Annotated in this window: 19 protein-coding genes; 11 read left to right on the top strand and 8 right to left on the bottom strand. The window is 67.5% G+C overall.

What is annotated here, in order from left to right:
- The 5 genes from AC1Q5W_RS11730 (at nt 1) to hemN (ending at nt 7,204) form a co-directional block, all read left to right on the top strand.
- Entirely contained in the window at nt 1–2,358 is a 2,358-nt protein-coding gene (locus AC1Q5W_RS11730) for an NADP-dependent malic enzyme (protein WP_492644462.1), read from the top strand.
- A gap of 141 nt (nt 2,359–2,499) precedes the next feature.
- Entirely contained in the window at nt 2,500–2,892 is a 393-nt protein-coding gene (locus AC1Q5W_RS11725; RefSeq protein ID WP_492646142.1) for a guanyl-specific ribonuclease, read from the top strand.
- Nucleotides 2,893–2,927: 35 nt separating this feature from the next.
- Entirely contained in the window at nt 2,928–3,329 is a 402-nt protein-coding gene (locus AC1Q5W_RS11720; protein ID WP_492644463.1) for a barstar family protein, read from the top strand.
- Between the two features lie 319 nt (nt 3,330–3,648).
- A complete protein-coding gene (locus AC1Q5W_RS11715; RefSeq protein WP_492644464.1) occupies nt 3,649–5,724 on the top strand; it encodes a PAS domain-containing sensor histidine kinase in 2,076 nt (691 codons plus the stop codon).
- 88 nt (nt 5,725–5,812) lie between these two features.
- The gene (gene hemN / locus AC1Q5W_RS11710; RefSeq protein ID WP_492644465.1) at nt 5,813–7,204 is read left to right on the top strand and encodes an oxygen-independent coproporphyrinogen III oxidase; all 1,392 of its coding nucleotides are present in this window, start codon (nt 5,813–5,815) and stop codon (nt 7,202–7,204) included.
- A gap of 24 nt (nt 7,205–7,228) precedes the next feature.
- On the opposite strand, the gene rsmA is transcribed toward hemN, so the two are convergent.
- From rsmA to AC1Q5W_RS11695, 3 genes are read right to left on the bottom strand one after another with little or no spacing between them, the layout of a single operon-like run.
- Complete coding sequence (rsmA, locus tag AC1Q5W_RS11705; RefSeq protein ID WP_492644466.1) at nt 7,229–8,029, bottom strand: 16S rRNA (adenine(1518)-N(6)/adenine(1519)-N(6))-dimethyltransferase RsmA; 801 nt, start codon at nt 8,027–8,029, stop codon at nt 7,229–7,231.
- The gene (locus AC1Q5W_RS11700; RefSeq protein WP_492644467.1) at nt 8,026–9,333 is read right to left on the bottom strand and encodes a peptidylprolyl isomerase; all 1,308 of its coding nucleotides are present in this window, start codon (nt 9,331–9,333) and stop codon (nt 8,026–8,028) included. Before AC1Q5W_RS11700 ends, rsmA begins: the two co-directional genes overlap by 4 nt.
- 6 nt (nt 9,334–9,339) lie before the next feature.
- Entirely contained in the window at nt 9,340–11,754 is a 2,415-nt protein-coding gene (locus tag AC1Q5W_RS11695; RefSeq protein WP_492644468.1) for an LPS-assembly protein LptD, read from the bottom strand.
- 119 nt (nt 11,755–11,873) lie between these two features.
- On the opposite strand from AC1Q5W_RS11695, the gene AC1Q5W_RS11690 reads away from it, so the two are divergent.
- The 3 genes from AC1Q5W_RS11690 to AC1Q5W_RS11680 all read left to right on the top strand — a co-directional run bounded on the left by AC1Q5W_RS11690 (nt 11,874) and on the right by AC1Q5W_RS11680 (nt 14,973).
- Complete coding sequence (locus AC1Q5W_RS11690; protein ID WP_492644469.1) at nt 11,874–12,974, top strand: aminoglycoside phosphotransferase family protein; 1,101 nt, start codon at nt 11,874–11,876, stop codon at nt 12,972–12,974.
- Between the two features lie 68 nt (nt 12,975–13,042).
- Nucleotides 13,043–13,801, top strand: a complete 759-nt coding sequence (locus AC1Q5W_RS11685) for a 16S rRNA (uracil(1498)-N(3))-methyltransferase (RefSeq protein WP_492644470.1) — start codon at nt 13,043–13,045, stop codon at nt 13,799–13,801.
- Complete coding sequence (locus tag AC1Q5W_RS11680) at nt 13,798–14,973, top strand: MFS transporter (RefSeq protein WP_492644471.1); 1,176 nt, start codon at nt 13,798–13,800, stop codon at nt 14,971–14,973. The genes AC1Q5W_RS11685 and AC1Q5W_RS11680 overlap by 4 nt, the downstream gene beginning before the upstream one ends.
- A gap of 3 nt (nt 14,974–14,976) precedes the next feature.
- Here AC1Q5W_RS11680 and AC1Q5W_RS11675 read toward each other — a convergent pair whose 3' ends face one another.
- From AC1Q5W_RS11675 to otnI, 3 genes are all read right to left on the bottom strand, one after another.
- Nucleotides 14,977–15,819, bottom strand: a complete 843-nt coding sequence (locus AC1Q5W_RS11675; protein WP_492644472.1) for an alpha/beta hydrolase — start codon at nt 15,817–15,819, stop codon at nt 14,977–14,979.
- Between the two features lie 17 nt (nt 15,820–15,836).
- Nucleotides 15,837–17,297 (bottom strand): M20/M25/M40 family metallo-hydrolase, encoded by a 1,461-nt coding sequence (locus AC1Q5W_RS11670; RefSeq protein WP_492644473.1) that lies wholly within the window; start codon nt 17,295–17,297, stop codon nt 15,837–15,839.
- A gap of 65 nt (nt 17,298–17,362) precedes the next feature.
- Nucleotides 17,363–18,187 carry a 2-oxo-tetronate isomerase gene (gene otnI / locus AC1Q5W_RS11665; protein ID WP_492644474.1) on the bottom strand — a complete coding sequence of 275 codons (825 nt, stop codon included), beginning with the start codon at nt 18,185–18,187 and terminating at the stop codon, nt 17,363–17,365.
- Between the two features lie 60 nt (nt 18,188–18,247).
- Between otnI and AC1Q5W_RS11660 the strand changes: the two genes are divergently transcribed.
- Nucleotides 18,248–19,240: a Bug family tripartite tricarboxylate transporter substrate binding protein gene (locus tag AC1Q5W_RS11660; protein ID WP_492644475.1), complete on the top strand. Its 993-nt coding sequence runs from the start codon at nt 18,248–18,250 to the stop codon at nt 19,238–19,240.
- A gap of 5 nt (nt 19,241–19,245) precedes the next feature.
- Here AC1Q5W_RS11660 and AC1Q5W_RS11655 read toward each other — a convergent pair whose 3' ends face one another.
- The gene (locus AC1Q5W_RS11655; protein ID WP_492644476.1) at nt 19,246–19,935 is read right to left on the bottom strand and encodes a TetR/AcrR family transcriptional regulator; all 690 of its coding nucleotides are present in this window, start codon (nt 19,933–19,935) and stop codon (nt 19,246–19,248) included.
- 109 nt (nt 19,936–20,044) lie between these two features.
- Here AC1Q5W_RS11655 and AC1Q5W_RS11650 point away from each other — a divergent pair, with 109 nt between their 5' ends.
- Nucleotides 20,045–21,673, top strand: a complete 1,629-nt coding sequence (locus AC1Q5W_RS11650) for an AMP-binding protein (RefSeq protein ID WP_492644477.1) — start codon at nt 20,045–20,047, stop codon at nt 21,671–21,673.
- Between the two features lie 111 nt (nt 21,674–21,784).
- Nucleotides 21,785–25,069 (top strand): acetyl-CoA carboxylase family protein, encoded by a 3,285-nt coding sequence (locus tag AC1Q5W_RS11645; protein WP_492646143.1) that lies wholly within the window; start codon nt 21,785–21,787, stop codon nt 25,067–25,069.
- A gap of 37 nt (nt 25,070–25,106) precedes the next feature.
- Here AC1Q5W_RS11645 and chrA read toward each other — a convergent pair whose 3' ends face one another.
- On the bottom strand, nt 25,107–26,474 hold the full coding sequence (gene chrA, locus AC1Q5W_RS11640; protein WP_492644478.1) for a chromate efflux transporter: 1,368 nt from the start codon (nt 26,472–26,474) through the stop codon (nt 25,107–25,109).
- Between the last annotated feature and the right edge of the window lie 35 nt (nt 26,475–26,509).

The raw sequence follows: 26,509 nt of genomic DNA, 5'->3' as shown, positions 1-26,509 counted from the left end.
ATGCCGATTCAGCCCCCCCTTACCCCCAAGCCCCCCGTTTCCAATTCTGCTGAAAAGCAGGCCCAGTTGCGCACCGCCGCGCTGGAGTACCACGAGTTCCCCACCCCCGGCAAGATTGCCGTTGTCGCCACCAAGCAGCTCGTCAACCAGCACGACTTGGCCCTGGCCTACTCGCCCGGCGTAGCCGCGCCCTGCGAAGAAATCGTCAAGGACCCGAACAACGCCTACAAATACACCAGCCGCGGCAACCTGGTGGCCGTCATCACCAACGGCACCGCGGTGCTGGGCCTGGGCGACATCGGCCCGCTGGCCGCCAAGCCCGTGATGGAAGGCAAGGGCGTCCTGTTCAAGAAGTTTGCCGGCATCGACGTGTTTGACATCGAGATCAACGAGAAGCACGACCTGGACAAGCTGGTCGACATCATCGCGGCCATGGAGCCGACCTTTGGCGGCATCAACCTGGAAGACATCAAGGCGCCTGACTGCTTCTACGTGGAGCGCAAGCTGCGCGAGCGCATGAAGATCCCGGTCTTCCACGACGACCAGCACGGCACGGCCATCGTCGTTGGCGCGGCCATCCTCAACGGCCTGAAAGTGGCCGGCAAGGACCCCAAGAAGGTCAAGCTGGTGACCTCGGGTGCCGGCGCGGCCGCGCTGGCCTGCCTGGGACTGCTGGTGAAGCTGGGCATTCCCCGCGAAAACATCTGGGTCACCGACCTGGCCGGTCTGGTCTACGAAGGCCGCACCGAGCTGATGGACGATGACAAGGCGCAGTTCGCCCAGAAGACGGACCTGCGCACCCTGCGCGAGGCCATTGTGGGCGCCGACATCTTCCTGGGGCTGTCCGCCGGCGGCGTGCTCAAGCCCGAGATGGTGCAGTCCATGGCGGCCAAGCCCCTGGTCTTCGCCCTGGCCAACCCCACGCCGGAAATCCTGCCCGAGCAGGTGCACGCGGTGCGCGACGACGCCATCATGGCCACCGGCCGCACCGACTACCCCAACCAGGTCAACAACGTCCTGTGCTTCCCCTACATCTTCCGCGGTGCGCTGGATGCCGGGGCGTCCACCATCACGCTGGAGATGGAAATTGCCGCCGTGCACGCCATTGCCGAACTGGCCCAGGCCGAGCAAAGCGAGGTGGTGGCCGCGGCCTATGTCGGAGAACAGCTCGCTTTTGGCCCGGAGTACCTGATTCCCAAGCCGTTCGACCCCCGGCTGATGATGAAGATCGCGCCGGCCGTGGCCCAGGCCGCGTTCGACAGCGGCGTGGCCCTGCGCCCCATTGCCGACATGGACGCCTACCGCGAAACCCTGCAGAGCTTTGTGTACGCCTCCGGCACCACCATGAAGCCCATCTTCACGGCGGCCAAGAAGGCGCTCAAGAAGCGCGTGGCCTATGCGGAGGGCGAAGACGAGCGCGTGCTGCGCGCCGCGCAGATAGTGGTCGACGAGCGCCTGGCCCTGCCCACCCTCATCGGCCGGCCCAAGGTCATCGCCGAACGGATCGAGAAATTCGGCCTGCGCCTGAAGGAGGGCGTGGACTACAACGTGGTCAACGTGGAACAGGACCACCGCTACCGCGACTTCTGGCAGACCTACCACCGCATGACCGAGCGCAAGGGCGTGACCGTGCCCGTGGCCAAGATCGAGATGCGCCGCCGGCTCACGCTGATTGGTTCCATGCTGCTGCACAAGGGGGATGTGGACGGCCTGATCTGCGGCACCTGGGGCACCACGTCACTGCACCTGCAGTACATCGACCAGGTGATTGGCCGACGCCCGTCCGTCGGCTCCCCGGCGATGCAAGACGTGGCAGTCTATGCCTGCATGAATGGCCTGATGCTGCCGGGACGCCAGGTGTTCCTGGTCGACACCCACGTCAACTACGACCCCAGCGCCGCCGAGCTGGCCAAGATCACCATCATGGCTGCGGAGGAAATGGTGCGCTTTGGCCTGAAACCCAAGGCCGCCCTGCTGAGCCATTCCAACTTCGGCAGCAGCAACGAACCCAGCGCGGTCAAGATGCGCCAGACCCTGGCACTGCTGCAGCAGCAGGCTCCCTGGCTGGAAGTGGATGGCGAAATGCACGGCGACGTGGCGCTGGACGGGGCCGCGCGCAAGGCCCTGATGCCCAACGGCACCCTGCACGGTGACGCCAACCTGCTGGTGCTGCCCAACATCGACGCAGCCAACATCGCCTACAACCTGCTCAAGACCGCCGCCGGCGGCAACATTGCCATTGGCCCGGTCCTGCTGGGTGCCGCAAAACCGGTGCACGTGCTGACAGCCAGCACCACGGTCCGCCGCATTGTGAACATGACCGCACTGACCGTGGCCGATGCGAACGTCAGCCGCTGAACACAGTTAGTACACACTTCTTCACAAAAAGACCCGCAAGGCCTTGCCTAAAATTTAGGCAAGGCCTTGCTTTTTTTGGCCAGATACGCGACACTCTAGCGCTTGAGTTTCGGGTTTACCCTAGGTGACTTGAGAGGTTTCATGGTGCGGAGTGGTGTCTTCAAGTTAGCGCTCACTGGCGCGATTTTGTCCATTGCCCTTGCATGTGGCGGAGTCGCTGCCCGCGAGGAAACCGGTTCCACAACCGGTGCGACCGTGGCTGTGAATCGCTTGCCCCCACAGGGTCTTGAGACCTACCAGTTGATTCGCCGGGGCGGGCCGTTCCCCTATGAGAAAGACGGCGTGGTGTTTGCCAACCGGGAGCGCCTGCTTCCAGCGCACAAGCGGGGTTACTACCACGAGTACACCGTGAAGACGCCCACCGCTAGGGACCGGGGAACCCGGCGCATTGTGTGTGGTGGCCCGGCCACCACACCGGATGCCTGTTATTACACAGACGATCACTATGCGAGTTTTCGCAAGATCGTTCCGTGACTTGGATTTGTATTCTTTAAGAAAGAGAAGCGGAAATGGATATGCCACTTCGAACAGTCAGAACGAATATCGTTCAGTCGATTCGCGCCTTCCGGGTGTCGGATCTGCAGGAGGCCGCCCAGGGTCTGGGCCACCACTTCCTGTACGCCAACCTGGCCAATGCACAGACCAAGCAGGATGTGCTGGACATGATTGGCCAGCAGTTCATGCTGCCAGCCCACGTGGGCAAGAACTTTGACGCGCTGTACGACAGCCTGACCGATCCGGTTCACAAGTCCGGCCCCCAGCCCGGCTTCATTGCCGTGCTGGAGCACATCCCGGCCAACGTGAAATTCGACAAGGAAGCGCGTGAGCAGCTGCTCGACATCTTCCGCGACACCGCCGACTACTGGGGGGACCGGAAAATACCGTTCCGGTGCTTCTATTCTTTTCTGTAGCCCGTTCTGCACAAACCAGCCAAGCAGAACGGGCGAACGAGGCCAACAACACATCCGCACCCAGCGAAGCCCCCGCAGGCGTCGAGATGGTGACGGAAACCGGCGAGAAGATGCCGACCGACAAGCTCCTGGACGTGTCCCCGCTGGCACTGCGCATGAGCAGTCCTTTCAACGCAGGATACTGGCTGGCAGCCGCCTGATCCCCCTGCGCAAGGCCCCTCACGCTTTGCGCCACAGCCTGCCACAGACCGCCCCGCGCAGGCGGTCCTGTGGCGCGCGCTGTACTATCATGCCCACACCTCAATGACACCCTGCTGGCATGGGCACACTGGCTAAGCTCTTACCCACGGCGCTACGGCGCTGGCTACTGACATCCCTGGGGGGTGCCAGCGAGGACTGGTTCGCGCGCGTGTTCCACACCAGCCCGGACTGGATTGTCATCACCCGCCTGGAGGACAGCCTGATCGTGGAAGCCAACCAGGGCTTCCAGACCATCAGCGGCTACAGCCCCTCAGAGGTAATCGGACGCCGCATGGCCGATTTCCAGGTGTGGGCGCACCCCGAGCAGCGCGCCCGCATCGTGGAAGAACTGAAACGCACCGGTTTCGTCCGCGACACGCTGGTGCAGGCGCGCCGCCGTGACGGAAGCATCCGCGATTGCGTGCTCAACGCCACACTGCTGGCCCGGCCGGGCGAGGCAGCCTCCCACGTCGTCTGGGTTTCCCGCGACGTCACCGACCAGAATGCGCTGAACGAACAGTTCAAGGCCGCTTTTCAGCTGACCCCGGACTTCATGTCGATCTCCCGCTTGCGCGATGGCCGGTATGTGGAAGTCAATGCCGCCTTCGAACGCCTGACTGGCCTCAGCCGCGACCAGGTGATTGGCAAGACAGCCACCGAAGTGGGCGTCTGGCACGATCCCCAGGAACGCGATGCGCTGGTACAAGCGATCATGGCCGCCGGCACCATCAGTGGCTACAGCATCCGAACCAACGGCCGCAACGGGCAGGTCCGCGAATCGCTGGTCAACGCGGCCATCTTCGAATCGCGCGGAGAGCCTTACATGATCGCGCTGCTGCGCGACGTCACCGACGCCCGCGCCGCGGCTCGGGCTCTGCAGGAGAGCGAGGCCCGCTTTTCCAGCCTGTTCGATCAGTCGCCCATCCCCATGAGCTACGCCAGCGACAGCGACAACTTCGCGACCGTCCACTGGAACCAGGCGTGGTTCGACCTGTTTGGGTTTGACCCCGAAACCTCGCAGGGCAAGCCCGGGCTGGAGTTGGGCATCTGGGTCCAGGCGCAAGACCGCGTCAACTGGCTGGACAACGCGATCGCCGGTAAGAACACCACCGACACCGAACTGCAGCTCCGGCGGGCGGACGGCACCTTGCGCTGGGTCTCCCTGTCCAGCCGCACGCTGGTGGAGCAGCAGCGCACGCTGGTTCTGTTCACCTACTTCGACATCACGGAGCGCCGGCGCGCGCAGCAGGAAATCCTGGAGCTCAACACCCAGCTGGAAGCCCGGGTGGCCCAGCGCACCACCGAACTGCAGAACTCCAATCAGGAGCTCTCGCACACGCTGGCAACCTTGGGCATGGCCCAAAACCAGCTGGTGCAATCCGAGAAACTGGCCGCCCTGGGCGCCTTGGTCGCCGGCGTGGCGCACGAGCTGAACACACCCATCGGCAACGGCCTGACCGTGGCCAGCGCCCTGGAGCACCGGGTCCAGCAGTTCGCGCCCCTGCTCGACGCGGGGATGAAGCGTTCCGACCTGCAGACCTTCGTGGACGACGCACGGCTGGCGGCCGACATCCTGGTGCGCAACCTCACGCGGGCCGGCGCGCTGGTGGCCAGCTTCAAGCAGGTCGCCATCGACCAGACCAGCTCGCAGCGCCGGCGCTTTTCGCTCAGCGCCGTGGTCTCGGAGATCCTGGTCACCCTCAGTCCGGCGATCCGTGCGTCGGCCTGCGTGGTCACCACCGACATCGACGCCAGCCTGTCGCTGGACAGCTATCCCGGCCCGTTGGGGCAGGTGCTCACCAACCTGATCAACAACGCCATCGTGCACGGCTTCGGCCCCGGCGAGGCCGGCACCATCACGCTGGGCGCGCAGGCGCTGGATGCCGACCGGATCGTGGTGCAGGTCAGCGACAGCGGCCGCGGCATCCAGGCCCAGGACCTGCTCCACGTCTTTGAACCGTTTTTCACCACCCGCCTGGGCCAGGGTGGCTCCGGCCTGGGCCTGCACATCGTGCACAACATCGTGACCGGTGTGCTGGGCGGCCAGATCGAAGCCCGCAGCCTGCCCGGCCAGGGGGCCACCTTCATCCTGAACCTTCCCCGCACGGCACCCGAACGCAGCAGCCAGGTCCAACCCGCGTTGATGGACGGCTGAAAGCGCCGCCGCGGCACCGCCCTATCCACCCGACCCCAGCAGCGCGGCACCGCCCGCGGCACAATCGACACTTCCCTCTGGATTGACCATGAACGCTCCCACCACCGATATCGAAATCTCCGAAGAACTGGTCCGCAAGTTCGACAAGCTCGGCCCACGCTACACCTCGTACCCCACAGCGGACCGTTTCCACGCGGCGTTTACCGAGCAGACCTACCGGGGCTACCTGGAGCAACGCGCAGGCCACAGCAGCAACCCACCGCTGTCGCTCTACGTGCACCTGCCCTTCTGCGAATCGCTGTGCTACTTCTGCGCCTGCAACAAGATCATCACCAAGGACCATGCCCGGGTCGCCGAGTACCTGCGCTACCTCGACAAGGAAATGGCCCTGGTGGCGTCCCGCCTGGGCACGGACCGCAAGACGGTGCAGCTGCACCTGGGCGGCGGCACACCCACCTTCTTCAATGCCGACGAGCTGGGCCAACTGATGGCCATGCTGCGCAGGCACTTTGATTTCACCCCGGACGCCGAGCTGGGCGTGGAGATCGACCCGCGCACCGTCCACCCCGGCACCCTGACCATGCTGGCCGGCCTGGGCTTTAACCGCAACAGCTTCGGCGTGCAGGACTTCGATCCGGCCGTGCAGCAGGCCGTCAACCGCATCCAGCCGCTGGACATGGTGGAGCGGGCCGTACAGGAAAGCCGCAAGGCAGGCTTCCAGTCCATCAACGCCGACCTGATTTACGGCCTGCCCAAGCAGACGCTGGAGAGCTTTGGCCGCACGCTCGACAGCCTCATTGCGCTGTCGCCGGACCGCATCGCACTGTACAACTACGCCCACCTGCCGCAGCGCTTCAAGGCGCAGCGCCTGATCGTGGCCAGCGACCTGCCCTCGGCCGAAGCACGCCTGCAGATCTTCCTGATGTCCATGCGCCGCCTGCTCGATGCCGGCTACGTGTACATCGGACTGGACCACTTCTCCAAGCCCGACGACGAACTCAACAAGGCCCGGCTGGACAAGAGCCTGCACCGCAATTTCCAGGGCTACACCACCCGCGCCGAGTGCGACCTGATCGGCTTTGGCGTCTCGGCCATCAGCAAGGTCGGCGACTCTTACAGCCAGGCGGTGCGCACCGTCAATGCCTACTACCAGCATCTGGATGCGGGCATGCTGCCGATCGAGAAAGGGTTTGAGCTGAGCCAGGACGACGTGCTGCGCCGCGACATCATCATGACCCTGATGTGCAGCGCACCGGTCGAGGTGGCGGCGGTCAACGCCAAATACGGCATTGATTTCAACACCTACTTCGCGCCAGAACTGGCACGACTCAAGCCCTACGAGGATGCGGGCCTGATCACCATCGACCCCACGGCCATCCGCATCACGCCCAAAGGGCGCCTGTTCGTGCGGGCCAGCGGCATGGTGTTCGACAGCTACCTTGGTCAGCCGACGACCTCGACCTACTCCAAGCTGATCTGAAGCCAGCCGGCGCCGGCCGGCGGGTCAGGGCAGTGGCTGAAGCTGCTGCGCCAGGTCGACATAGGCAGCAACCGGCACCTCTTCGGCCCGGCGCTGCACGTCAAACGTGCCGGCAAAGCCCTTCTCTTCGAGCCAGCGGCCCAGGGTGTGGCGCAGCAGCTTGCGGCGCTGGCTGAACGCCACCTGCACCAGCTCCTCCAGCAGCCTGACAGCCAGGCGCGGCGGCTGGGCCAGTGGCACCATGCGCACCACCGCGCTGTCCACACGCGGGGGCGGATCGAAACTCTCGGGCGGCACGAACAGCACGTTTTCCATGGCGTAGCGCCACTGCAGCATCACGCTCAAGCGCCCGTAATCGGACGTGGCGGGCTGCGCCACCATGCGGTCGATCACCTCTTTCTGCAGCATGAAGTGCTGGTCTTCGATGGCGTCCACATGGCCCAGCAGGTGAAACAGGATGGGCGTCGAAATGTTGTAGGGCAGGTTGCCCACCACGCGCAGCTTGCTGGCCGGTACATCTGGCGCTATTGAATTTATAGCATTCCACGCAGACTGCAGCTGGGTGAAATCCACTTTCAGCACATCGGATTCGACCACCATGAGCTGCCCATGGCCGCGCAGGCGCTGGGCCAGGTCGCGGTCGAGTTCGATGACCGTGAGACGGCCCAGGCGCTCCACCAGCGGCTGCGTCAGCGCCGCCAGGCCCGGCCCGATTTCCACCACGCGCTGTCCGGGCTTGGGGTCAATCGCCCGCACGATGGCGTCGATGATGCCGCCGTCCGTCAGGAAATGCTGCCCGAAGCGCTTGCGGGCGATGTGCTTCATTGGGGCGGCTCGCGCAGTTCCACAAAGGAGCGGGCGCGCACGTCCCGGACCCAGGTGGCATACGCTTCCTCGGCCCGCGTCGCGCGCAGCTGGTTGCGCACCAGTTCACGGACTTCGCGCGGGCTCAGGTCCACGCGGCGGCGCTCGATCATCTGGATCAGGTGCACCCCAAAGCGCGAGACCACCGGATCGCTGATCTGGCCCTCGGCCAGACGGGTCATGGGTTCTTCAAATTCCGGCACGAACATGCCGGGGTTGGCCCAACCCAGGTCACCGCCCTGGGTCGCGCTGCCATCCTGCGAGTACTGGCGTGCCAGCTCCTGGAAGGTGGCCTTGCCATCCTGGATGCGTTTCTTGAACTCCGCCAGGCGGGCAATGGCCGCGGCCTGCGTCAGCTGGGCGTCCGTCCGCAGCAGGATGTGCCGGGCATGGGTTTGCACCACCGTCTTGATGAGCGTTGCCGGTGCCCGTTTTTCGATCACCTTCAGGATGTGAAACCCGGCGCCGGACCGCACGATGTCCGACACCTGGCCCACGGCCAGGTTCTGGGTCGCCAGCACGAAAGAGGGCGGGTAGCGGTCTGCACGGCGCAGGCCCAGTTCTCCGCCCTTGCTGCGGTCTGCCGCCGACACTTCCTGCACCAGCCGGGCGAAATCTTCCCCGCCGCGGATACGGGCCAGTACCTGCTGCGCCTGCTGCTGGCGCTCCTTCACCTGCTCGGCGCTGGCTTTCTCCGGCACGGCCACCAACAGGTTGGCCAGGTTGATCTCCTGCGCAAAGGGATCGGTGTTGTTGGCCTGCTGTTCCTCCAGCGCATGGTCCACATCGGTGTCGGACACGCGGATGCGGGACTCGATCTCCCGCTCGTGCAGGCGCGACAGCAGGATCTGGTCGCGCAGCTGGCTGCGAAAACGGACCGCGTCCACGCCGTCCTTGGCCATGCGTGCGCGCAACCCGGCCACATCCACCTGGTTCTGGCGGGCAATGGCCTGCTCGGCCAAATCGATTGCCGCGTCGTCGACACGGATGCCGGTCTCGCGCGCCATCTGCAACTGAGCCCGCTCATTGATCAGACGCTCGAGCACCTGACGGCGCAATTCGTCCGGTGCCGGCGCGGCCTGGTTCATGCGCGCCAACTCCTGATTCATGCGCGCCACTTCGGCCCGCACTTCGTTGTTCGTGATCGGCTCGGAATTCACCACCGCCACGATGTAGTCCGCCTGCCGCGCGGTCTGGGCCAGGGCTCCGGCCACCAGAAAGCTGCAAGAACAGGCAAGGGCCAAGGCCCGCACGCGAAAATTCATGGTCTGTCAATCGTAGTTGCTGAAGCGGCTATTGGCCGTGCCGGATTCACGCAAGTTCTGGTAACGCGAAATATTCTGCTTCAAGGTGGACAGGGGGCTGACGCCCAGGCGGGTAAAGCCCACGAACTCCAGCTGGAACATCAGGCTCTGCGTCGCCGTCGAGGTACTGGTCTGTATCCGCTGCAACACCACGCGGCCCAACCAGCAGCCCGCATCGTACTCGACCCCCAGAATCGTGTCGACCAAGCGCTGTTCGTTGAGGCTGTAGTTCAGGCGCCCCACGCCGTAATAGCGGCCTTCGCCCAGTCCGCGGCCGGCCCCCGGGTTCGAATCGGTGCCGTCAAACGGGTTGTTCAGCGGCCACTGCCAGCTGACGTCGATCAGCTCGCTGACGTCCCGCTGGAAACGGTACGCCGCATTGAAGACCCGGTAGGGCCCCGGGCTGTAGCGCGCCCCGATGGTGGAGCGCATCGACTTCTCGGTCGCCGCGTTGTACTGCACCGTGGAGTCCAGCGCCCAGCGCTCCAGCACGTTGAGCGAGGCCCCCAGCAGCACATCGCTGACGCCGGCCTGCGCCGGTGCCGTGCTGGAGTTCAGGGTCACCAGTTGGTCCTCGAAGCGCAGACGCTGCGCGATGCCAAAGCGGGCCAGTTGCGCACCGCTGTCGGCATCCAGAAAGCGCGTGGTCAACCCCAGGGTCAGCAGGTTGTTGTCGGCAATCTTGTCGTGCCCCACATAGGCGTTTTCGGTGTAGATGGTGGCGAAGTTGAAATCGTTGGCGCCCGTGTCGTAGTTGGGCAACAGATTCTGGTTGCGGTAGGGCGTATAGACGTAAAACGCCCGCGGCTCCAGAGTCTGCGTCAGGCCGTGCCCCAGCATGCTGGTTTCCCGCTCGAACACCAACCCGCTGTCCAGGCTGAACGTGGGCACGACGCTGTCGGCCGAGCGGGCGCCGTTGGACAGCGCCGCGTCGAACTGGTAGCCGGTGGCGTGCAGTTGCAGCTTGGGGGTGATGAAACCGGCCGGCGCCAGCCAGGGCCGGCTGACCTGCAGCAGGGCCACTGCGCGCTGGGCGTTGGGGTCCGGGTTGACCAGCGTTGAGCGCGACCAATCCGACTCGAACCGGGTGAAGTCGCCATCCACCGACCAGTCAAAGCCCCCCACATTGCTCAGCGCGTAGCGCGCCGTCAGTTGGGGCGCCCGGTCGTACGGCGGGGCGATGGGCGCCGTGACATCCTGCAGGGTCTGCCATTTGAGCACCTGCAGGCTGCTGGAGAAAGGCCCGCGCGCCCAGGTCGCCCCCACCGTGCTGGGCAGCAGGCGCTGGATGAGCGTGCCGCTATAGTTGACGCTAGTGAAATCGCGCCAGTAATTGTCGTCGCTGACCCGGTTGATGTTGGCGGCCACCGCCACACTGCCGACCTGGGGCACGCCCGTCGCGATGCTGCCAGTATGGGTATAGGCCAGGCCCCAGCGGTCCGCGTCGCGCAGCTTGTCGCCAGCCATGTAGTCGGCGCGCAGCACACCGGAATAGGACGGCTCCAGGTAGCGGAATTCGCCCCCCACATCCACCCCGCGGGCGGTCATCAACGTCGGGGTGATGGTGGCATCGCGGTTGGGTGCGATGTTCCAGTAGTAGGGCACGGTGACCTGGGAGCCGTTGACGCTGTCAAAACCCAGCGTGGGCGGCAGCACGCCGGACTTGCGCTTGTCGGTCAGCGGAAAGCTGATGGCCGGAACCGGCAGGATGGGAACACCCTTGAAGCTCAGCACGGCACCGTGCGCAATGCCTTCTTCCTCGTCGTTGTCCAGACTGATCGTCGTGGCCCGCAAAATCCAGTCCGGCAACCAGTCGGGGCCGGGCTTGCGCCGGCAGGTGGTGTAGGTGGCGTTGTGGACGACGGTATGCGCCTCGTCCAGAAAGTCGGCCCGGTCCGCCTGGCCGTGGGCATCGTTCTGCAGGAACTGGTAACGGGGCTCGTTGAAGAACCCCTCGAACGCCTCCACCTTCAGCTCCAGCAGCGGGCCCTCGTAGATGTTGCCGGCGCGGTTGATGCGGACATGGCCGGTGGCCTTGGCCTGGTCGGTGGGCTGGAAATACTCCAGGCGGTCCGCCCGGATGACGGTGCCGGGCTTGCGCATCACGGCGTCGCCCTCGATCACCGTTTCCAGATCCGGGCGGCCGGAGATGCGGTCGCCCTGCAGAAACACCGGTGCCTGCTCCAGCTGGGCCGGGGTAATGCGGTCCTGCAGCATCGGGCTGGCCTGGAGGACCAGGGCGTCCGGCACCGGCAGATCCGCCGCAGGCGGCGCCGTTTGCGCGCACACCGGCGTCACCGTCCCCACCACACAGGCCAGCAGCGTCAGGCCGGGCAGGACAGCGCGAGAGCGGGGCGGCCGGAAGGTCAGGTCATCATGCATCGGAACACGCAAGGGGCGAAAGGCGAGGTCGGCAAGGGAAGGCGGTTCTGCGCTGAAGGACGGTGGAAGAAGGCCGCGCACCAATAGGGTGTCACGGGGCTTTGTAGAATGGATTATCCATGAGCCTCACCCCCACCCCCGCCCCGTTACCCACAGTGCCCCCCGTACCGTGGGCCGATCCCCGGCGCCAGGCCCTGTTTGACGCGTGGTTCGCCCGCGTGCAGGGTACGCACCAGCTCACTGCTGCCTCCCTGCGCCTGGCCTCCGCCGACGCCAGTTTCCGCCGTTATTTGCGCGTGGACAGTCCCACGCGCAGCCTGGTCATCATGGACGCGCCGCCCGACAAGGAAAACTGCCGCCCCTTTGTGCAGGTGGCCCGGCTGATGGCCGACGCCGGCCTCAAGGTCCCCGAAGTCCTGGACTGGGACGAAGCCAACGGTTTCATGCTCCTGACCGACCTGGGGGCGCAAACCCTGATGCAGGTGATCGACCCGGCCGCACCGCCGCCGCTGCCGCTGTACCTGGAGGCGGTGGACACCCTCGTCCAGTGGCAACTCGCCTCGCGCCCGGGCGTGCTGCCTCCCTACGACCAGGCATTGCTGCAGCGCGAGCTGCAGCTGTTTCCCGACTGGTACATCGGCCAATACCGCCAGGTCACGCTGGATGCCGCCCAGCGCAAGGTGCTCGACGACGCCTTTGCGGCCATCATCAAAAACAACCTGGCGTGGCCCAGCGTGTACGTGCACCGCGATTTCATGCCGCGCAACCTGATGGTCGGTCCCGGCGGCGTGGCCCGCGTCCACGACGAGAAACTGGGCGTGCTGGACTTCCAGGACGCCGTCTACGGCCCCATCACCTACGACATCGCCAGCCTGATGCGCGACGCGTTCCTGAGCTGGGACGAGGATTTCTGCCTGGACGTGACCATCCGTTACTGGGAAAAAGCCCGCAAGGCCGGCCTGCCGGTCGGTGACGACTTTGGCGCGTTCTACAAGGCCGTGGAGTGGATGGGCCTGCAGCGCCACCTCAAGGTGGCCGGCATCTTTGCGCGGCTCACCCTGCGCGACGGCAAGCCCCAGTATCTGGCGGACACGCCCCGCTTCATTGCCTACATGCGCGCCACCTGCAGCCGCTACATGGAACTCAAGCCGCTGCTGCGTCTGATCGAAAACGTGGAAGGCATCGCCATACCCAACGCCTACGCATTTGGCCGCGTTTGAGGCAAAAATCCTGCGCAAAACGGCATCCACATTGCGCAGATAGCTCCTGATTTAATAGCAAAACTGCCATGCCCCGCTTCTACTGCTCCGCGCCCCTGGCCACCGGCGCCCTGCTGGACCTGCCGGCGGGCGCCGCGCGCCACGTGCAGGTGCTGCGCCTGCAACCCGGCGACGCCATCACGCTGTTCCACGACGGCGGCGAGTTCGAGGCCACCGTCACCCACATGGGCCGCGGCGACGTGCGGGTGCAGGTCGGCGCCCACCACCCCGTGGAACGCGAGGCTGCCCGGCCCGTGCATCTGGCGGTGGGCATGCCCGCCAACGACCGCATGGACTGGCTGGTGGAAAAAGCCACCGAGCTGGGCGTGGCCAGCATCCAGCCATTGATGACCGAGCGCAGCGTGCTGCGTCTGGCCGGCGAGCGGGCTGAGAAAAAAGTGGCGCACTGGCACAGTGTGGCCGTCGCAGCCTGCGAGCAGTGCGGCGGCAACCGGGTGCCCGTGGTCCACCCGGTCATGGGCCTGGCGCAATGGCTCGCCTCCAACCCACAGGCCGTTCCACCGGCACCGGGCGGGAACGCGGACCCCGCGCTGCCCGCACGCATGCTGCTGTCGCTGCGCGGGACTTCACGGCCCCTGCGCACGCTGCTGCCCGCGGCGGTGTCTGGTGCCGGCCAGCCGGTCACCTTTCTGTCCGGACCGGAGGGCGGCCTGAGCGCCGCCGAAGAAGACGCCGCACTGGCCCGCGGCTTTGTCCCCGTGTCGCTGGGCCAGCGGGTCCTGCGCGCCGAGACCGCCGCGCTGGCCGCCCTTACACTGCTGGCATGAAACGCAACCTCTGGCTGCTGGCCCTGTGCCAGGGACTGTTCCTCACCAACAACGTCACCTTCATCGCCATCAACGGCCTGGTGGGCCTGAGCCTGGCGCCCTTCGGCTGGATGGCCACCCTGCCGGTCATGGGCTACGTGGTGGGCGGCGCCCTGAGCACGCCGCTGGTGGCCCGGACCCAGTCGCGCTTCGGGCGGCGCCTGTCCTTCCAGATCGGCCTGGCGGTGGCGCTGGTCTCGGCCGGCATCGGCGCCTGGGCCGTGGTGAGCCACAACTTCTGGCTGCTGGTGGGCGCCACGGTGGTGGCGGGCTACTACAGCGCCAACGGGCAGCTGTACCGCTTTGCCGCCGCCGAGCTGGCCGAGCCCGCCTACCGCGAAAAGGCCGTCTCCCTGGTGCTGGCGGGCGGCCTGATTGGCGCCATCGCCGGCCCTAATCTGGCAGCCCGTTCCCGCGGCCTGCTGGAGATTCCCTTTGCCGGCGCCTACGTGGCACTGGCCGTGGTGGCGCTGGTGGCCATGGTCCTGATGGCGTTCATTCAGTTTCCCCCACACACAGTGGCGCCACGCGGCAGCCACCAAGGCCGGCCCCTGTGGCAGATCCTGCGCCAGCCCGTCTTCATGGTGGCCTGCGCCAGCGCCGCGCTGGGCTATGGCGTGATGAACCTGCTGATGGCCGCCACCCCCCTGGCCATGCAGCAATGCGGCCTGTCCTTCGACGACGCGGCCCTGGTGCTGGAATGGCACGTCATCGGCATGTTTGCGCCCGGCTTCTTCACCGGCAACCTGATCAAGCGCTTTGGCACCCTGCCCGTCATGGGCGCGGGTGTGGCGCTCAACGGCGCCTGCATTGCCATCGCGCTGTCGGGGGTAGAGCTGCACCAGTTTGCCCTGGCGCTGTTCCTGCTGGGCGTGGGCTGGAATTTCCTGTTCACCGGCAGCACCACCCTGTCGCTGGGTGCCTACCGGCCGGAGGAAAAAGACCGGGCGCAGGCGGCCATCAACTTCTGCGTGTTTGCCGTCATGGCCCTGACCTCGTTCGCGTCCGGCGCCCTCATCACCACACAGGGCTGGAGCATGCTGAATTGGGGTTCGCTGGGGCCCGTGGGCCTGACTGCCGCCGCGCTGGCCTGGCTGGGCCTCAACCAGCGCGCGCGGCGCTCCGCGGCTTAGGCTTCAGAACTTCGTGTCCAGCCACTGCTGCAGGGTGGCGAACACCGGCGTGGCATCCAGCTCGTTGAAGATCTCGTGGTACAGCGTGTCGAAGCACACGGCGCGCACCACCGCCCGGGGTGCGGCGGCCGCAAAGCGGCGGCTGCCCTCGGGGTTGAGCAGCCGGTCATCGCCCGCGTACATCAGCAGGGTGGGCACCGTCCACTGGCTGGCCAGCGCCACGGTGGCCGGGCCGGCCGTGGCAATGAAGCGCGCCAGGCGGGCCGAGATGCGGTCATGTACCAGGCGGTCGCCCAGGTAGGCGGCAACCACTTTTGGATCGTGCGAGATGAGCTGGGGGTTCAGGCCGTTGCCAACCCGCAAGTTCGGGGCGAGCGCGGGCAGCACCGCGACCAGCAGTTTCTGGAAAGCACTGAGCCCCGGGTCCAGCGCCGGGGAGGACATGATCAGGCCATCCACCGGCCGCAGGGCCAGCGAGACAAACCGCCCCACCACCAGCCCGCCCATGCTGTGGCCCAGCAGGATCAGGGGGGTGCCGGGAGCCATGCGCAGGCGGGTGCTGTCCACGATGTCGGCCAGGTCGTCAAGCAGGCGGGTATCGCTGGGCAGGCTGCCGCGGGCACCGCCCGATTCGCCGTGGCCGCACTGGTCGTAGCCCCGCACCGCAAAGCCCCAGGTGTTGAGCTGGCGGGCCACATGCTCGTAGCGTCCCGCATGCTCCCCCAGCCCGTGCACCAGGATCACGGTGCCGCGCGCGGCCACGCCGGGCTCCAGCGGCCAGTCCTGTATCACCAGGTTGTCGCCGTCTTTGGCGGTGAATGTGGAAAGCGTGGTTTCAGCGGTCATGGTGCGGGCGCTCGCGGTCAGGGGCACTGGGAAATAACATGGGCCACGGCCGCCGTCAGCTTCTTGGCGTAGGGCACATGCAGGAACTCGTTGGGGCCGTGGGCGTTGCTCTTGGGTCCCAGCACGCCGCACACCATCATCTGTGCCGCCGGGAAACCCCTGGCCAGCATGCCCATCAGCGGAATGGTGCCGCCCTGGCCGATGTAGCCGCAGGGGGCGCCGAAATGGGCCTGGGAGGCCGCCTGCAGGGCGCTTTCCAGCCAGGGCGCCGTGCTGGGGGCGTTCCATCCGGTGGCGCCGGCGGCGCCTTCAAAGGTGACGCGCGCCTGATAGGGCGCGTTGTCTTCCAGCAGGGCCTTGAGTTGCTGCACCGCCACGTCGGCCTCCACCAGCGGCGGCAGGCGCAGGCTGAGCTTGAAGGCGGTGTGGGGGCGCAGCACGTTGCCGGCGTTGTTCAGGTCCGGAAAGCCCTCGGCCCCGGTGACGCTGAGCGTGGGTTTCCAGGTGCGGTTGAGCAGGGCCTGCAGCGGGTCGGTGGTGGTGGGCAGGGTAAAGGCCGTGGCACCGCCGCAGTCGTAGTGGGCCCAGGGAAACCGCTTGTACAGCTCGTCACCCAGAATGCCGGCGGTGGCCCGCGCCTGCTGCATGCGGTCGGCCGGAACTTCGCAGTGGAAGCTGGCCGGCAGCAGGCGGCCGGTGGCGCTGTCTTCCAGGCGGTCCAGCACCTGGCGCAGGATGCGAAAGCTCGAGGGCACCAGGCCGCTGGCGTCACCGGAGTGCACGCCCTCGGTCAAGACTTCCACTTTCAGCACACCGCTGGCCATGCCGCGCAGGCTGCTGGTGATCCACAGTTGGTCGTAGTTGCCAGCGCCGGAATCCAGGCACACCACCAGCCCCACATCGCCCAGCCGGGGCTTCAGCAGGTCGATGTACGGCAGCAGATCGTAGGAGCCGCTTTCCTCGCAGGTCTCGATCAGGCCCACGATGCGGGGGTGCGGCGCGTTCTGGGTCTTGAGCGCCTGGATGGCGGCAATGGCGGCGTAGGCCGCGTAGCCGTCGTCGGCGCCGCCGCGGCCATACAGCCGGCCGTCTTCCAAGTGCGGGGTCCAGGGGCCCAGGTCGCTGCGCCAGCCGGAGAATTCGGGCTGCTTGTCCAGATGGCCGTACACCAGCACGGTCTGGGTGGACTCGGCCCGGGTGGCCGCCACCTCAAAGAACAGCACCGGCGTGCGCCCGGGCAGGCGCACGATTTCCAGTGTCAGGCCGGCAACATTCTGGGCCGCAATCCAGGCGGCGGTGCTGCGCACCACGGTCTCGATGTAGCCATGGGCCTCCCAGTCGGCATCGAACATGGGGGACTTGGCCGGGATGCGGATGTAGTCTTCCAAGCAGGGGACGATCTGGTCGTCCCACAGGGCGCTGACCTGGTCGAGGGTCTGTGCCGCATTCAGCACAGAGGGGGGGATACGGGCATTCACGCGGGTCTCCTGGCGCTGCACGGCAGCTGGCAATCGCGCATCATGCCACGCCTAAAAAACGCCCGTCAGCCGCGGGGACGCATCCAGGCCAGCCCCTCCCGCGTGCCGCCGGGTTGGCTGCCCCGGCGGGGGCGGTATTCACACCCCACCCAGCCGGTGTAGCCCAGTGCGTCCAGCACGCCGAACAGATAGGGGTAATACAGCTCGCCTGCGTCGGGCTCGTGGCGGTCGGGCACGCCGGCAATCTGGATGTGCCCCACGCGGCCGGTCGGCAGGTAGTGGCGCAGCTTGGTGGCCAGGTCCCCCTCCATGATCTGGCAGTGGTACAGGTCCATCTGCACCTGGAGGTTGGCCGCCCCCACGGCCAGCACCGTGGCGTGCGCATGGTCCTGCCGGTTCAGGTAGTAGGCGGGCATGTCCCGGGTGTTGATGGGCTCGATCAGCAGCTGCAACCCGGCCTTGGCCGCCAGCGTGGCGGCGGCGCGCAGGTTGTCTTCGTAGGTGTCCTGCAGGCGCTGCGGCGCCACGCCGGCGGGGGCCAGCCCCGCCATCACATGGATGCGCGGGCAGGCCAGCGCCACGGCATAGTCGATGGCCTGCGCGATGCCGCGCAGAAACTCCGCCTCGCGTCCCGGCAGGCAGGCCGTGCCACGGGCCCCGCCCGCCCAGGCCTGGGCCATGGACGGCGCATCCAGTCCGGCCGGCGGGGCGTTGAACAGCACCTGCTGCAGCCCGTTGGCGTCCAGCCGCGCGCGGATCTCGGCGGCGGGGTATTCGTAGGGGAACAGGAATTCCACGGCCCGGAAGCCGTCGCGGGCGGCGGCCTCAAAGCGATCCAGAAAGGCGTACTCGGGGTACAGCATGGACAGGTTGGCGGCGAATTGGGGCATGGAATAGATTGCTACAGTGCAGGGTGTTCCCGACTGTACTTTCATTCAACGGATTTCACCATGACTTCTCCTGTTTCCCTGCGCGCGCCCCTGCGCCGCGCCCTGATCGGCACCTTGGCCCTGGGTGCGCTCACCCTGTGCAGCCTGGCCCAGGCACAGAGCGGCACCGTCCGGCTGCTGGTGGGCTTTCCCGCCGGTGGCGGCACCGACGCCATCGCCCGCACCCTGGCCGACAAGCTCAAGGACCAGCTGGGCACCCCCGTGATCGTGGAAAACCGGGCCGGCGCCGGCGGCCAGATTGCGGCGCAGACCTTGAAGGCTGCGCCCGCCGACGGCATGACGCTGTTCCTGTCGCACGACCACACCATCTCCATCCTGCCGCTGGTGGTGAAGAACCCGGGTTTTGATCCGGCGCGGGACTTTGTCGCGGTCGGCGGTTTTGCCACCTTCGTGAACGCGCTGGCCGTCTCCGGCGGCACACCGGCCAAATCGCTGAACGAGTACGTCAACTGGGTGCGGACCCAGGGCAAGGGCAAAGGCACCGTGGGCGTGCCGGCGCCGGCCTCGGTGCCCGAGTTCCTGGTCAAGGTGATCGGCGAGAAATACAAGCTGGACCTGCAATCGGCCCCCTACCGTGGCAGCGCCCCCATGATGGGCGACATGCTGGGCAACCAGATTGCCGCCGGCACCGGCTCCATTCCCGATTTCATCGAGAACCAGAAGGCCGGCAAGATCCGCGTTGTCGCGGTCATGGGCAAGACCCGCCAGGCCCTGCTGCCCGACGTGCCCACCTTTGCCGAACTGGGGCTGGCCGGCTTTGAAGACCTGCCCTACTACGGCATCTTTGCCCCGGCCGGCACGCCACAGGCCGCTATCGACCGCCTCTCGGCCGCCCTGGCCAAGGTGGTGGCCCTGCCCGATGTGCGCGAACGCCTCACCGCCATGGGCCTGACCGTGGCTTACATGACGCCGCAGCAGCTCACCGCCCGCGAGCACGCCTACAGCCAGACCTGGGCGCGCATCATCAAGTCCAGCGGCTTCCAGCCGCAGTAAGGCGCCTACGCCCGGCGGCGGGTGCGGCGCAGGCCCAGCACCCGCCAGGCCAGCTGCGCCAGCTCGGCCGTCACCGCCTCGGCCGAGAGACGGCCATCCGGACGGTACCAGGCGTAGAGGAAGCCCGGCAGGCTGCATGCGGCCTGCGCGGTGATGCGGGTGTCGTTGAAGTCGAACATGCCGTCGCGCCGCCCCACCTCCAGCAAGGCGCACAGCTGCGCGTAGAAATGGTTGGCCAGTTCTTTCTGCGCCGCCACGTATTCAGGGCGGTACACCTGCGGCTCCCGGTAGGGAAAGCAACTGGCCGGATAGTGCGCGATGGTGGCGCGGATCAGGCGCTCCATGCCCTCGGTCACTTTCTCGTGCGCCGGGCGGGCATCGTCGGGGGCAAAGTCCATCGCCGTGAAGCAGGCCACGGTGGGGCGCCATGACAGCGTCTCGAAGATTTCCTGCTTGTTGTGAAAGTAGTAGTAGACGTAGGGCTTGGTTACGCCCAGCGTCTGCACGATCTGTTCCATCGTGGTGTTGGCGTAGCCCTGCTGGTCGAACAGCTCCTGTGCCGCCCGCAGGATGCGCTCGCGCTTCTCGTCGGTGGCGGCGGTGCTGGCCTTCTGCCGGCCGCGCGCCGCGACCGGCGCCGCCACCGCGCGCTGGCGGGGTTGCTTTGGCAGTGGTGTCACTTTGGTTATACCCATGGGTAGCATTATTCTACCGACGGGTATATATTGGCAAGACGCTGGCACGGGGAAATGCCTATCGCAAACCCTGAGAACCAGCGGTTCAAGACACTCAGGAGACAAGTCCATGGCCCACGCCACCCCTGCGGACGCCGCCGCGCCCGCGCCCCAACCCCTGCACGAAACCCTGCGCGCGCATGCGCGCACACGCCCCAACGACGTGGCCTGCCTATGGTACGGGCGCGCCATCACCTGGGCAGAACTGGACCGCACCAGCGATGCCTTCGCCGCCCGCCTGCAGGCACTGGGCGTGCAAAAGGGCGACCCGGTGGCGCTGTTCCTGAACAACTGCCCGCAGTACCTGGTGGCGCACTACGGCATCCAGAAGATGGGCGGCATCGTCTGCCCCTGCGGCCCGCTGAACAAGGAGCACGAACTGCAATACCAGCTGGGCGACCTGCAGGCGCGCGTGATCGTGACTGCCGACACCCTGCTGCCCGTGGTGGACAAGGTACGCGCCAGCACCGCACTGCAGCACGTCTTTGTGGCGCGCTACGGCGAGCTGCTGCCCGAAGCGCCCAGCATCGATGTGCCGCCCGAACTGTTGGCCCTGCGCGCCAGCGCTGCACCGCTGCCCGCGAACTGCGAGGACTTCTGGGCCACCGTGTGCGCCGGCGGCACCCCGGCTCCGGTTGCCGTGTCGCTGGATGACGTGGCGCTGATGACCTACACCTCCGGCACGACCGGCCTGCCCAAGGGCGCCATGCTGAGCTACGGCAATGCCCTGTTCAAGACCGCCGCCGCGGCGCAGTGCAACGGTGTGCGCAGCAACGACGTGCTGCTGAGCGTGGCGCCGCTGTACCACATCGCCGGCATGGTGATGGGCGTGAACGTGCCGGTGTTCACCGGCGCCACCGGCGTACTGCTGTACCGCTTCGACCCCGTGGGCGTGGCGCAGGCGCTGGCGCGCCACCGCGTGAGCTGGTGGTACAGCATCGCCCCCATGAACGCGGCGCTGATGCAGGTGCCCGGCCTGCGCGAGATGGACCTCACAGCCCTGCGCATGAACCCGGTCACCAGCTTCGGCATCACGCTGACCGAGGCGCTGGCCCAGCAGTGGCGCGCGTTTGCGCCCCACTGCACCAGCTTCGAAGCGGCCTACGGCCTGTCGGAGACGCACACGGTAGACACCTACATGCCGCACGACGCCATCCGCTGGGGCACCCAGGGCAAGGCGGTTCCCGGCAACGAGATCCGCATCATCGACCCCGACACCGGCGCCACCCGGCCCGCGGGCGAGGTCGGCGAAATCACGATCCGGGGCCCCGGCAATTTCAAGGGCTACTGGAACAAGCCCGAGGCCACCGCGCAGACGCTGCGCAATGGCTGGGTGCACACCGGCGACATGGGCAAGGTCGACGTCGACGGCTACCTGAGCTTCATCGGCCGCTTCAAGGAGATGATCAAAGTCTCGGGCTACAGCGTGTTCCCGGAAGAGGTCGAAGGCATCCTGTGCAAGCACCCAGCCGTGGCGCAGGCCGCAGTGATCGGCGTGCCCGATGCCGACAAGGGCGAGGTGGTGCGCGCCTTCATCGTCTGCAAACCCGGCCAGAGCGTGGCGCCCGAAGCGCTGGTGCAGTGGGCACGCGAGAACATGGCGCCCTACAAGGCCCCGCGCGAGGTGCGCGTCATCGATGCGCTGCCGGCCACCGGCGCCGGCAAGGTGCTGCGCCGCCTGCTGCGCGACGCCGACTGAAATTGCAATGAGAACAGCTGTCTGCCCAGGTACTACCTGCGCAGACAGCTATGACTTTTGTAGCGACCCCTTCTTCCTTTTGCAGAGACCGACGGCATGACCTCCTCCTCCCTGTTCACCAAAGTCCTGGTCGCCAACCGCGGCGAAGTGGCGCTGCGCATCGTGCGCGCACTGCACGACCTGGGCATAGCCAGCGTGGCCGTGTACGCCCCGGACGACGCGCAGTCGGCCCATGTGGCCGCCGCCGATGCCGCCGTGCCCCTGCCGGCCAGTGGCCCCGCCGCCTACCTGGACGCCGCGCAGTTGCTGGCCATTGCGCGCCAGACCGGCTGCGACGCGGTGCACCCGGGCTACGGCTTCCTGAGCGAGCGCGCCGACTTTGCCCAGGCCTGCCACGCCGCGGGCCTGCGCTTCATTGGCCCCACGCCCGAGCAGCTGCAGCGCTTTGGCGACAAGGCCAGCGCCCGCGCGCTGGGGCAACAGTGCGGCGTGCCGCTCATGCCCGGCAGCGCCGGCGCGGTCACGCTGGAGGAGGCGCAGGCCTTCCTGGCGGCGCAGGGCGGTGCGGGCATGATGGTCAAGGCCATTGGCGGCGGCGGCGGCCGCGGCATGCGGGCCGTGCACGCCAGCGCCGACCTGCCGGCCGCCTATGCGCGCTGCCGCTCCGAGGCGCTGGCCGCCTTTGGCGTGGAGGGCGTGTATGTGGAGCGCCTGATGACCGGCGCGCGCCACGTGGAGGTGCAGGTGCTGGGCGACGGCCACACCGTGGTGGCGCTGGGCGAGCGGGAATGCACGCTGCAGCGGCGTTTCCAGAAACTGGTGGAGATCGCGCCCAGCCCGTCGCTGCCCGACGCGCTGCGCCAGGCGCTCACCGACGCCGCCCTGCGCATGGCGCAGGCGGTGCGCTACGAAGGCCTGGGCACCTTCGAGTTCCTGGTCGACCTGGCCTCCAACGACCTGCCCTTTGTCTTCATCGAAGCCAACCCCCGTCTGCAGGTGGAGCACACCGTCACCGAGGAGGTGACGGGGCTGGACTTGGTGCAACTGCAGATCCAGGTGGCCGGCGGGCGCCGGCTGGCCGACCTGGGGCTGGACGCCACGCAGCCGCCGCGGCCACAGGGTTTTGCCATCCAGTGGCGCATCAACGCCGAAACGCTGGATGCCCAGGGCAACGCGCACGCCGGCGGCGGCACGCTCAGCCGCCTGGACCTGCCCGCCGGTCCCGGCGTGCGGGTGGACACGCACGCGGTGGCCGGCACCGCGCCGTCGCCGCACTACGACACGCTGCTGGCCAAGCTGATCGTGTCCTCGCGCAGCACCCGTTTTGCCGATGTGCTGCGCCGCTCGCAGCGCGCGCTGGCCGAGTGCCACATCGCGGGCGTCGCCACCAACCTGGCGCTGCTGCGCGCCCTGGCCGCGCGCCCCGAAATGGCCAGCCAGCAGGTGCACACCCGCTGGCTGGAGCAGGCGCTGCCCGAACTGCTCGATGCTATGAAAAACAGAGCAGATGACGCAGTTTTTTCACCGGTTGACAGCCCAAATGCCCCTGAAAATGCGCCCTCCGCCCACGCCCCGGTGGACCCGCATGCCGTGTGCGCCCCCATGCCGGCGCGGCTGGTGCAGTTCACCGTCGCCGTGGGCGACGTGGTGGCCGCGGGCGCCGACTTGGCCGTGCTCGAATCCATGAAGATGGAGCATGTGCTGGCGGCGCCCCACGCCGGGCGCGTGCGGGCCTTGTCCGTGGCCCCCGGGCAATACATGGCACAGGCGCAGGCGCTGCTGGTGCTGGAGCCCGTGGCCGACGCCCAGCTGGCCGATGCCGCCGCGGCGCAGGCGACGGACCCGGACCACATCCGCGACGACCTGCAGCGCGTGCTGGACCGGCACGCCTTCACGCTGGACACCCGCCGCCCGGACGCCGTTGCCAAGCGCCACGCGCAGGGCCAGCGCACGGCGCGCGAAAACATTGCCGACCTGTGCGACGCGGACAGCTTCATCGAATACGGCGCGCTGGCCGTGGCCGCGCAGGCGCGCAGGCGCACGCTGGAAGACTTGGTAGCCAACACGCCGGCCGACGGCATGGTGACCGGCATTGGTGCCGTCAACGGCGCGCAGTGTGGCGCCGAACACGCCCGCACCGTGGTCATGGCCTACGACGCCACCGTGCTGGCCGGCACCCAGGGCATGCGCAACCACGCCAAGACCGACCGCATGCTGGGCATTGCCCTGGAGCAGCAGCTGCCGGTGGTGCTGTTTGCCGAAGGCGGCGGCGGGCGCCCCGGTGACACCGACATGCCCATCGTTGCCGGCCTGCATGTGCACACCTTTGCCAGCTACGCCGCGCTGTCGGGCCAGGTGCCGGTGGTGGGCATTGCGGCGGGGCGCTGCTTCGCCGGCAACGCGGCGCTGCTGGGCTGCAGCGACGTGATCATCGCCACCCGGCGCAGCAACATCGGCATGGGTGGCCCGGCCATGGTGGAGGGCGGCGGGCTGGGCGTGTTCAAGCCCGAGCAGATCGGCCCCAGCCACGTGCAGCACGCCAATGGCGTGATCGACGTGCTGGTTGACGACGAGGCCCAGGCCGTGGCGGCGGCACGCCATTACCTGTCGTTCTTCCAGGGCCGCACGCGTGACTGGAGCGCCCCCGATGCGCGGGCGCTGCGCAGCGTGGTCCCCGAAAACCGCCTGCGCGTGTACGACACGCGCGCGGCCGTGGACGGCCTCTTCGACAAGGGCAGCGTGCTGTGGCTGCGCACCGGCTTTGGCAGCGGCATCCACACGGCGCTGGCCCGCATCGAAGGCCGCCCCGTGGGCGTGCTGGCCAACAACCCCATGCACCTGGGCGGCGCCATCGACGCCGATGCCGCCGACAAGGGCGCCCGCTTCATGCAGCTGTGCAACGCGCACGGCCTGCCGCTGGTCAGCCTGATCGACACTCCCGGCTTCATGGTCGGCCCCGACGTGGAGGAACAGGCGCAGGTACGCCATGTCAGCCGCCTGTTCGTGACCGCCGCCAGCCTGCGCGTGCCCTACTTCAGCGTGGTGCTGCGCAAGGGCTACGGCCTGGGCGCCATGGGCATGGCCGCCGGCGGCCTGCACGCGCCGGTGTTCACCATTGCCTGGCCCACCGGCGAATTCGGCGCCATGGGGCTCGAAGGCGCCGTGCGCCTGGGCTTTCGCAAGGAGCTTGAGGCCGTGGCCGATGGCCCCGAACGCGAGGCGCTGTTCAAGAAGCTCGTGGCCCAGCAGTACCGCAACGGCGAAGCCATGCACATGGCCGCCACGCTGGAGATCGATGCCGTCATCGACCCGGCCGACACGCGGGCCTGGCTCGCGCGCGGCCTGGCGTCGGCCCGCGTGGGGCCGCTGGGCACGCGGTGCGTGGACACCTGGTAGGCGGCACGTGCAAGCCGGGCAGGCGGGGTTCTGCGCCTCAGGCCCAGCCCAGCACGTGGGCGACCAGCCCGGCCAGCCCACACGCTGCGATCACGGGAATCACGCCCTGGCGGTAACGCATCAGGGCCACGGCCGCGGTGGCCGCAATCGCCACGGCCACCAGGTCCAGTCGGGCAAGAAAAGGGCCCGATGACCCGGTCCTGATGGCGATATGCGCCATGAAAAACAGCGCGAGGCTGGCGATCACGCCCACCACGGCGGCCGTGATGGCCGTCAGCGGTGCCGTGAACTGCAGCTTGCCGTGCGTGGACTCCACCAGCGGTCCGCCCGCCAGGATGAAGACAAACGAGGGCAGGAACGTGAACCAGGTCACCACGGCGGCCGCCAGCGCCGCCCCCAGGAACAGGGCGTCAGGCCCCAGCACCCGCTGCGTCCAGCCGCCGACGAACCCCACGAAGGCCACCACCATGATCAGCGGCCCGGGCGTGGTCTCGCCCAGCGCCAGACCGTCGATCATCTGCAGCCCGGTGAGCCAGTGGAACTGCTCCACCGCGCCCTGGTAGACATAGGGCAGCACGGCATAGGCGCCGCCAAAGGTCAGCAGCGCGGCCTTGGTGAAGAACCAGCCCATTTGGGTGAGCGCGCCGTGCCAGCCCTGCCAGGCCATCAGCACGCCCATGGGCAGCAGCCACAGGGCCAGCCCCACGCCCAGCACCCGGGCCAGGCGGGCGGGAGTGAAGCGGGCGTGTGCGGGCGGGGGCGTGTGGTCGCCAATCACGTACCCGCTGCGCGGCACACCCGGGTGCGTGGCCCCGGTGGCGGCATGGCCGGCCGCAGGGCCGACAAACTGCGCCGGCACCCGGCGGGTGGCGCCCCAGCCCACCACCGCCGCGCCGGCCACGATCAGCGGGAACGGCACGTTCAGCACATAGATGGCCACGAAACTGGTCACCGCAATGGCCCACAAAACGGGCGCATCCGTGGGTTTGCGCAGGGTTCGGGAGCCGATGCGGTGGAGCGCCTGCAGCACGATCGCGGCCACGGCCGGCTTGATGCCGTACAGCACGGCGGCCACCCAGGGGACGGCGCCAAACGCCACATACACCCAGCTCAGCCCCACCAGTAGAAACAGCGAGGGCAACACGAACAGTGCGCCGGCCACGATGCCGCCGGTGGTGCGGTGCATCAGCCAGCCGATGTAGGTGGCGAGCTGCTGCGCTTCGGGGCCTGGCAGCAACATGCAGTAGTTCAGGGCGTGCAGGAAACGGCTCTCGGAAATCCAGCGCCGCTGCTCCACCAGTTCGCGGTGCATGATGGCAATCTGCCCGGCCGGGCCGCCGAAGCTGATGAAGCCCAGCTTGAGCCAGAAGCGCAGGGCTTGGGCAAAGGACACGGTGTGGGTCATGCCGGATTGCGCACGCACAGGCTCGTCCACCCCGT

Source organism: Rhodoferax sp. MLSD5-FHT05B10 (assembly GCF_058793415.1).
Note: the sequence above shows the minus strand (reverse complement) of the source record. Positions and strands in the feature narration are given on the sequence as shown.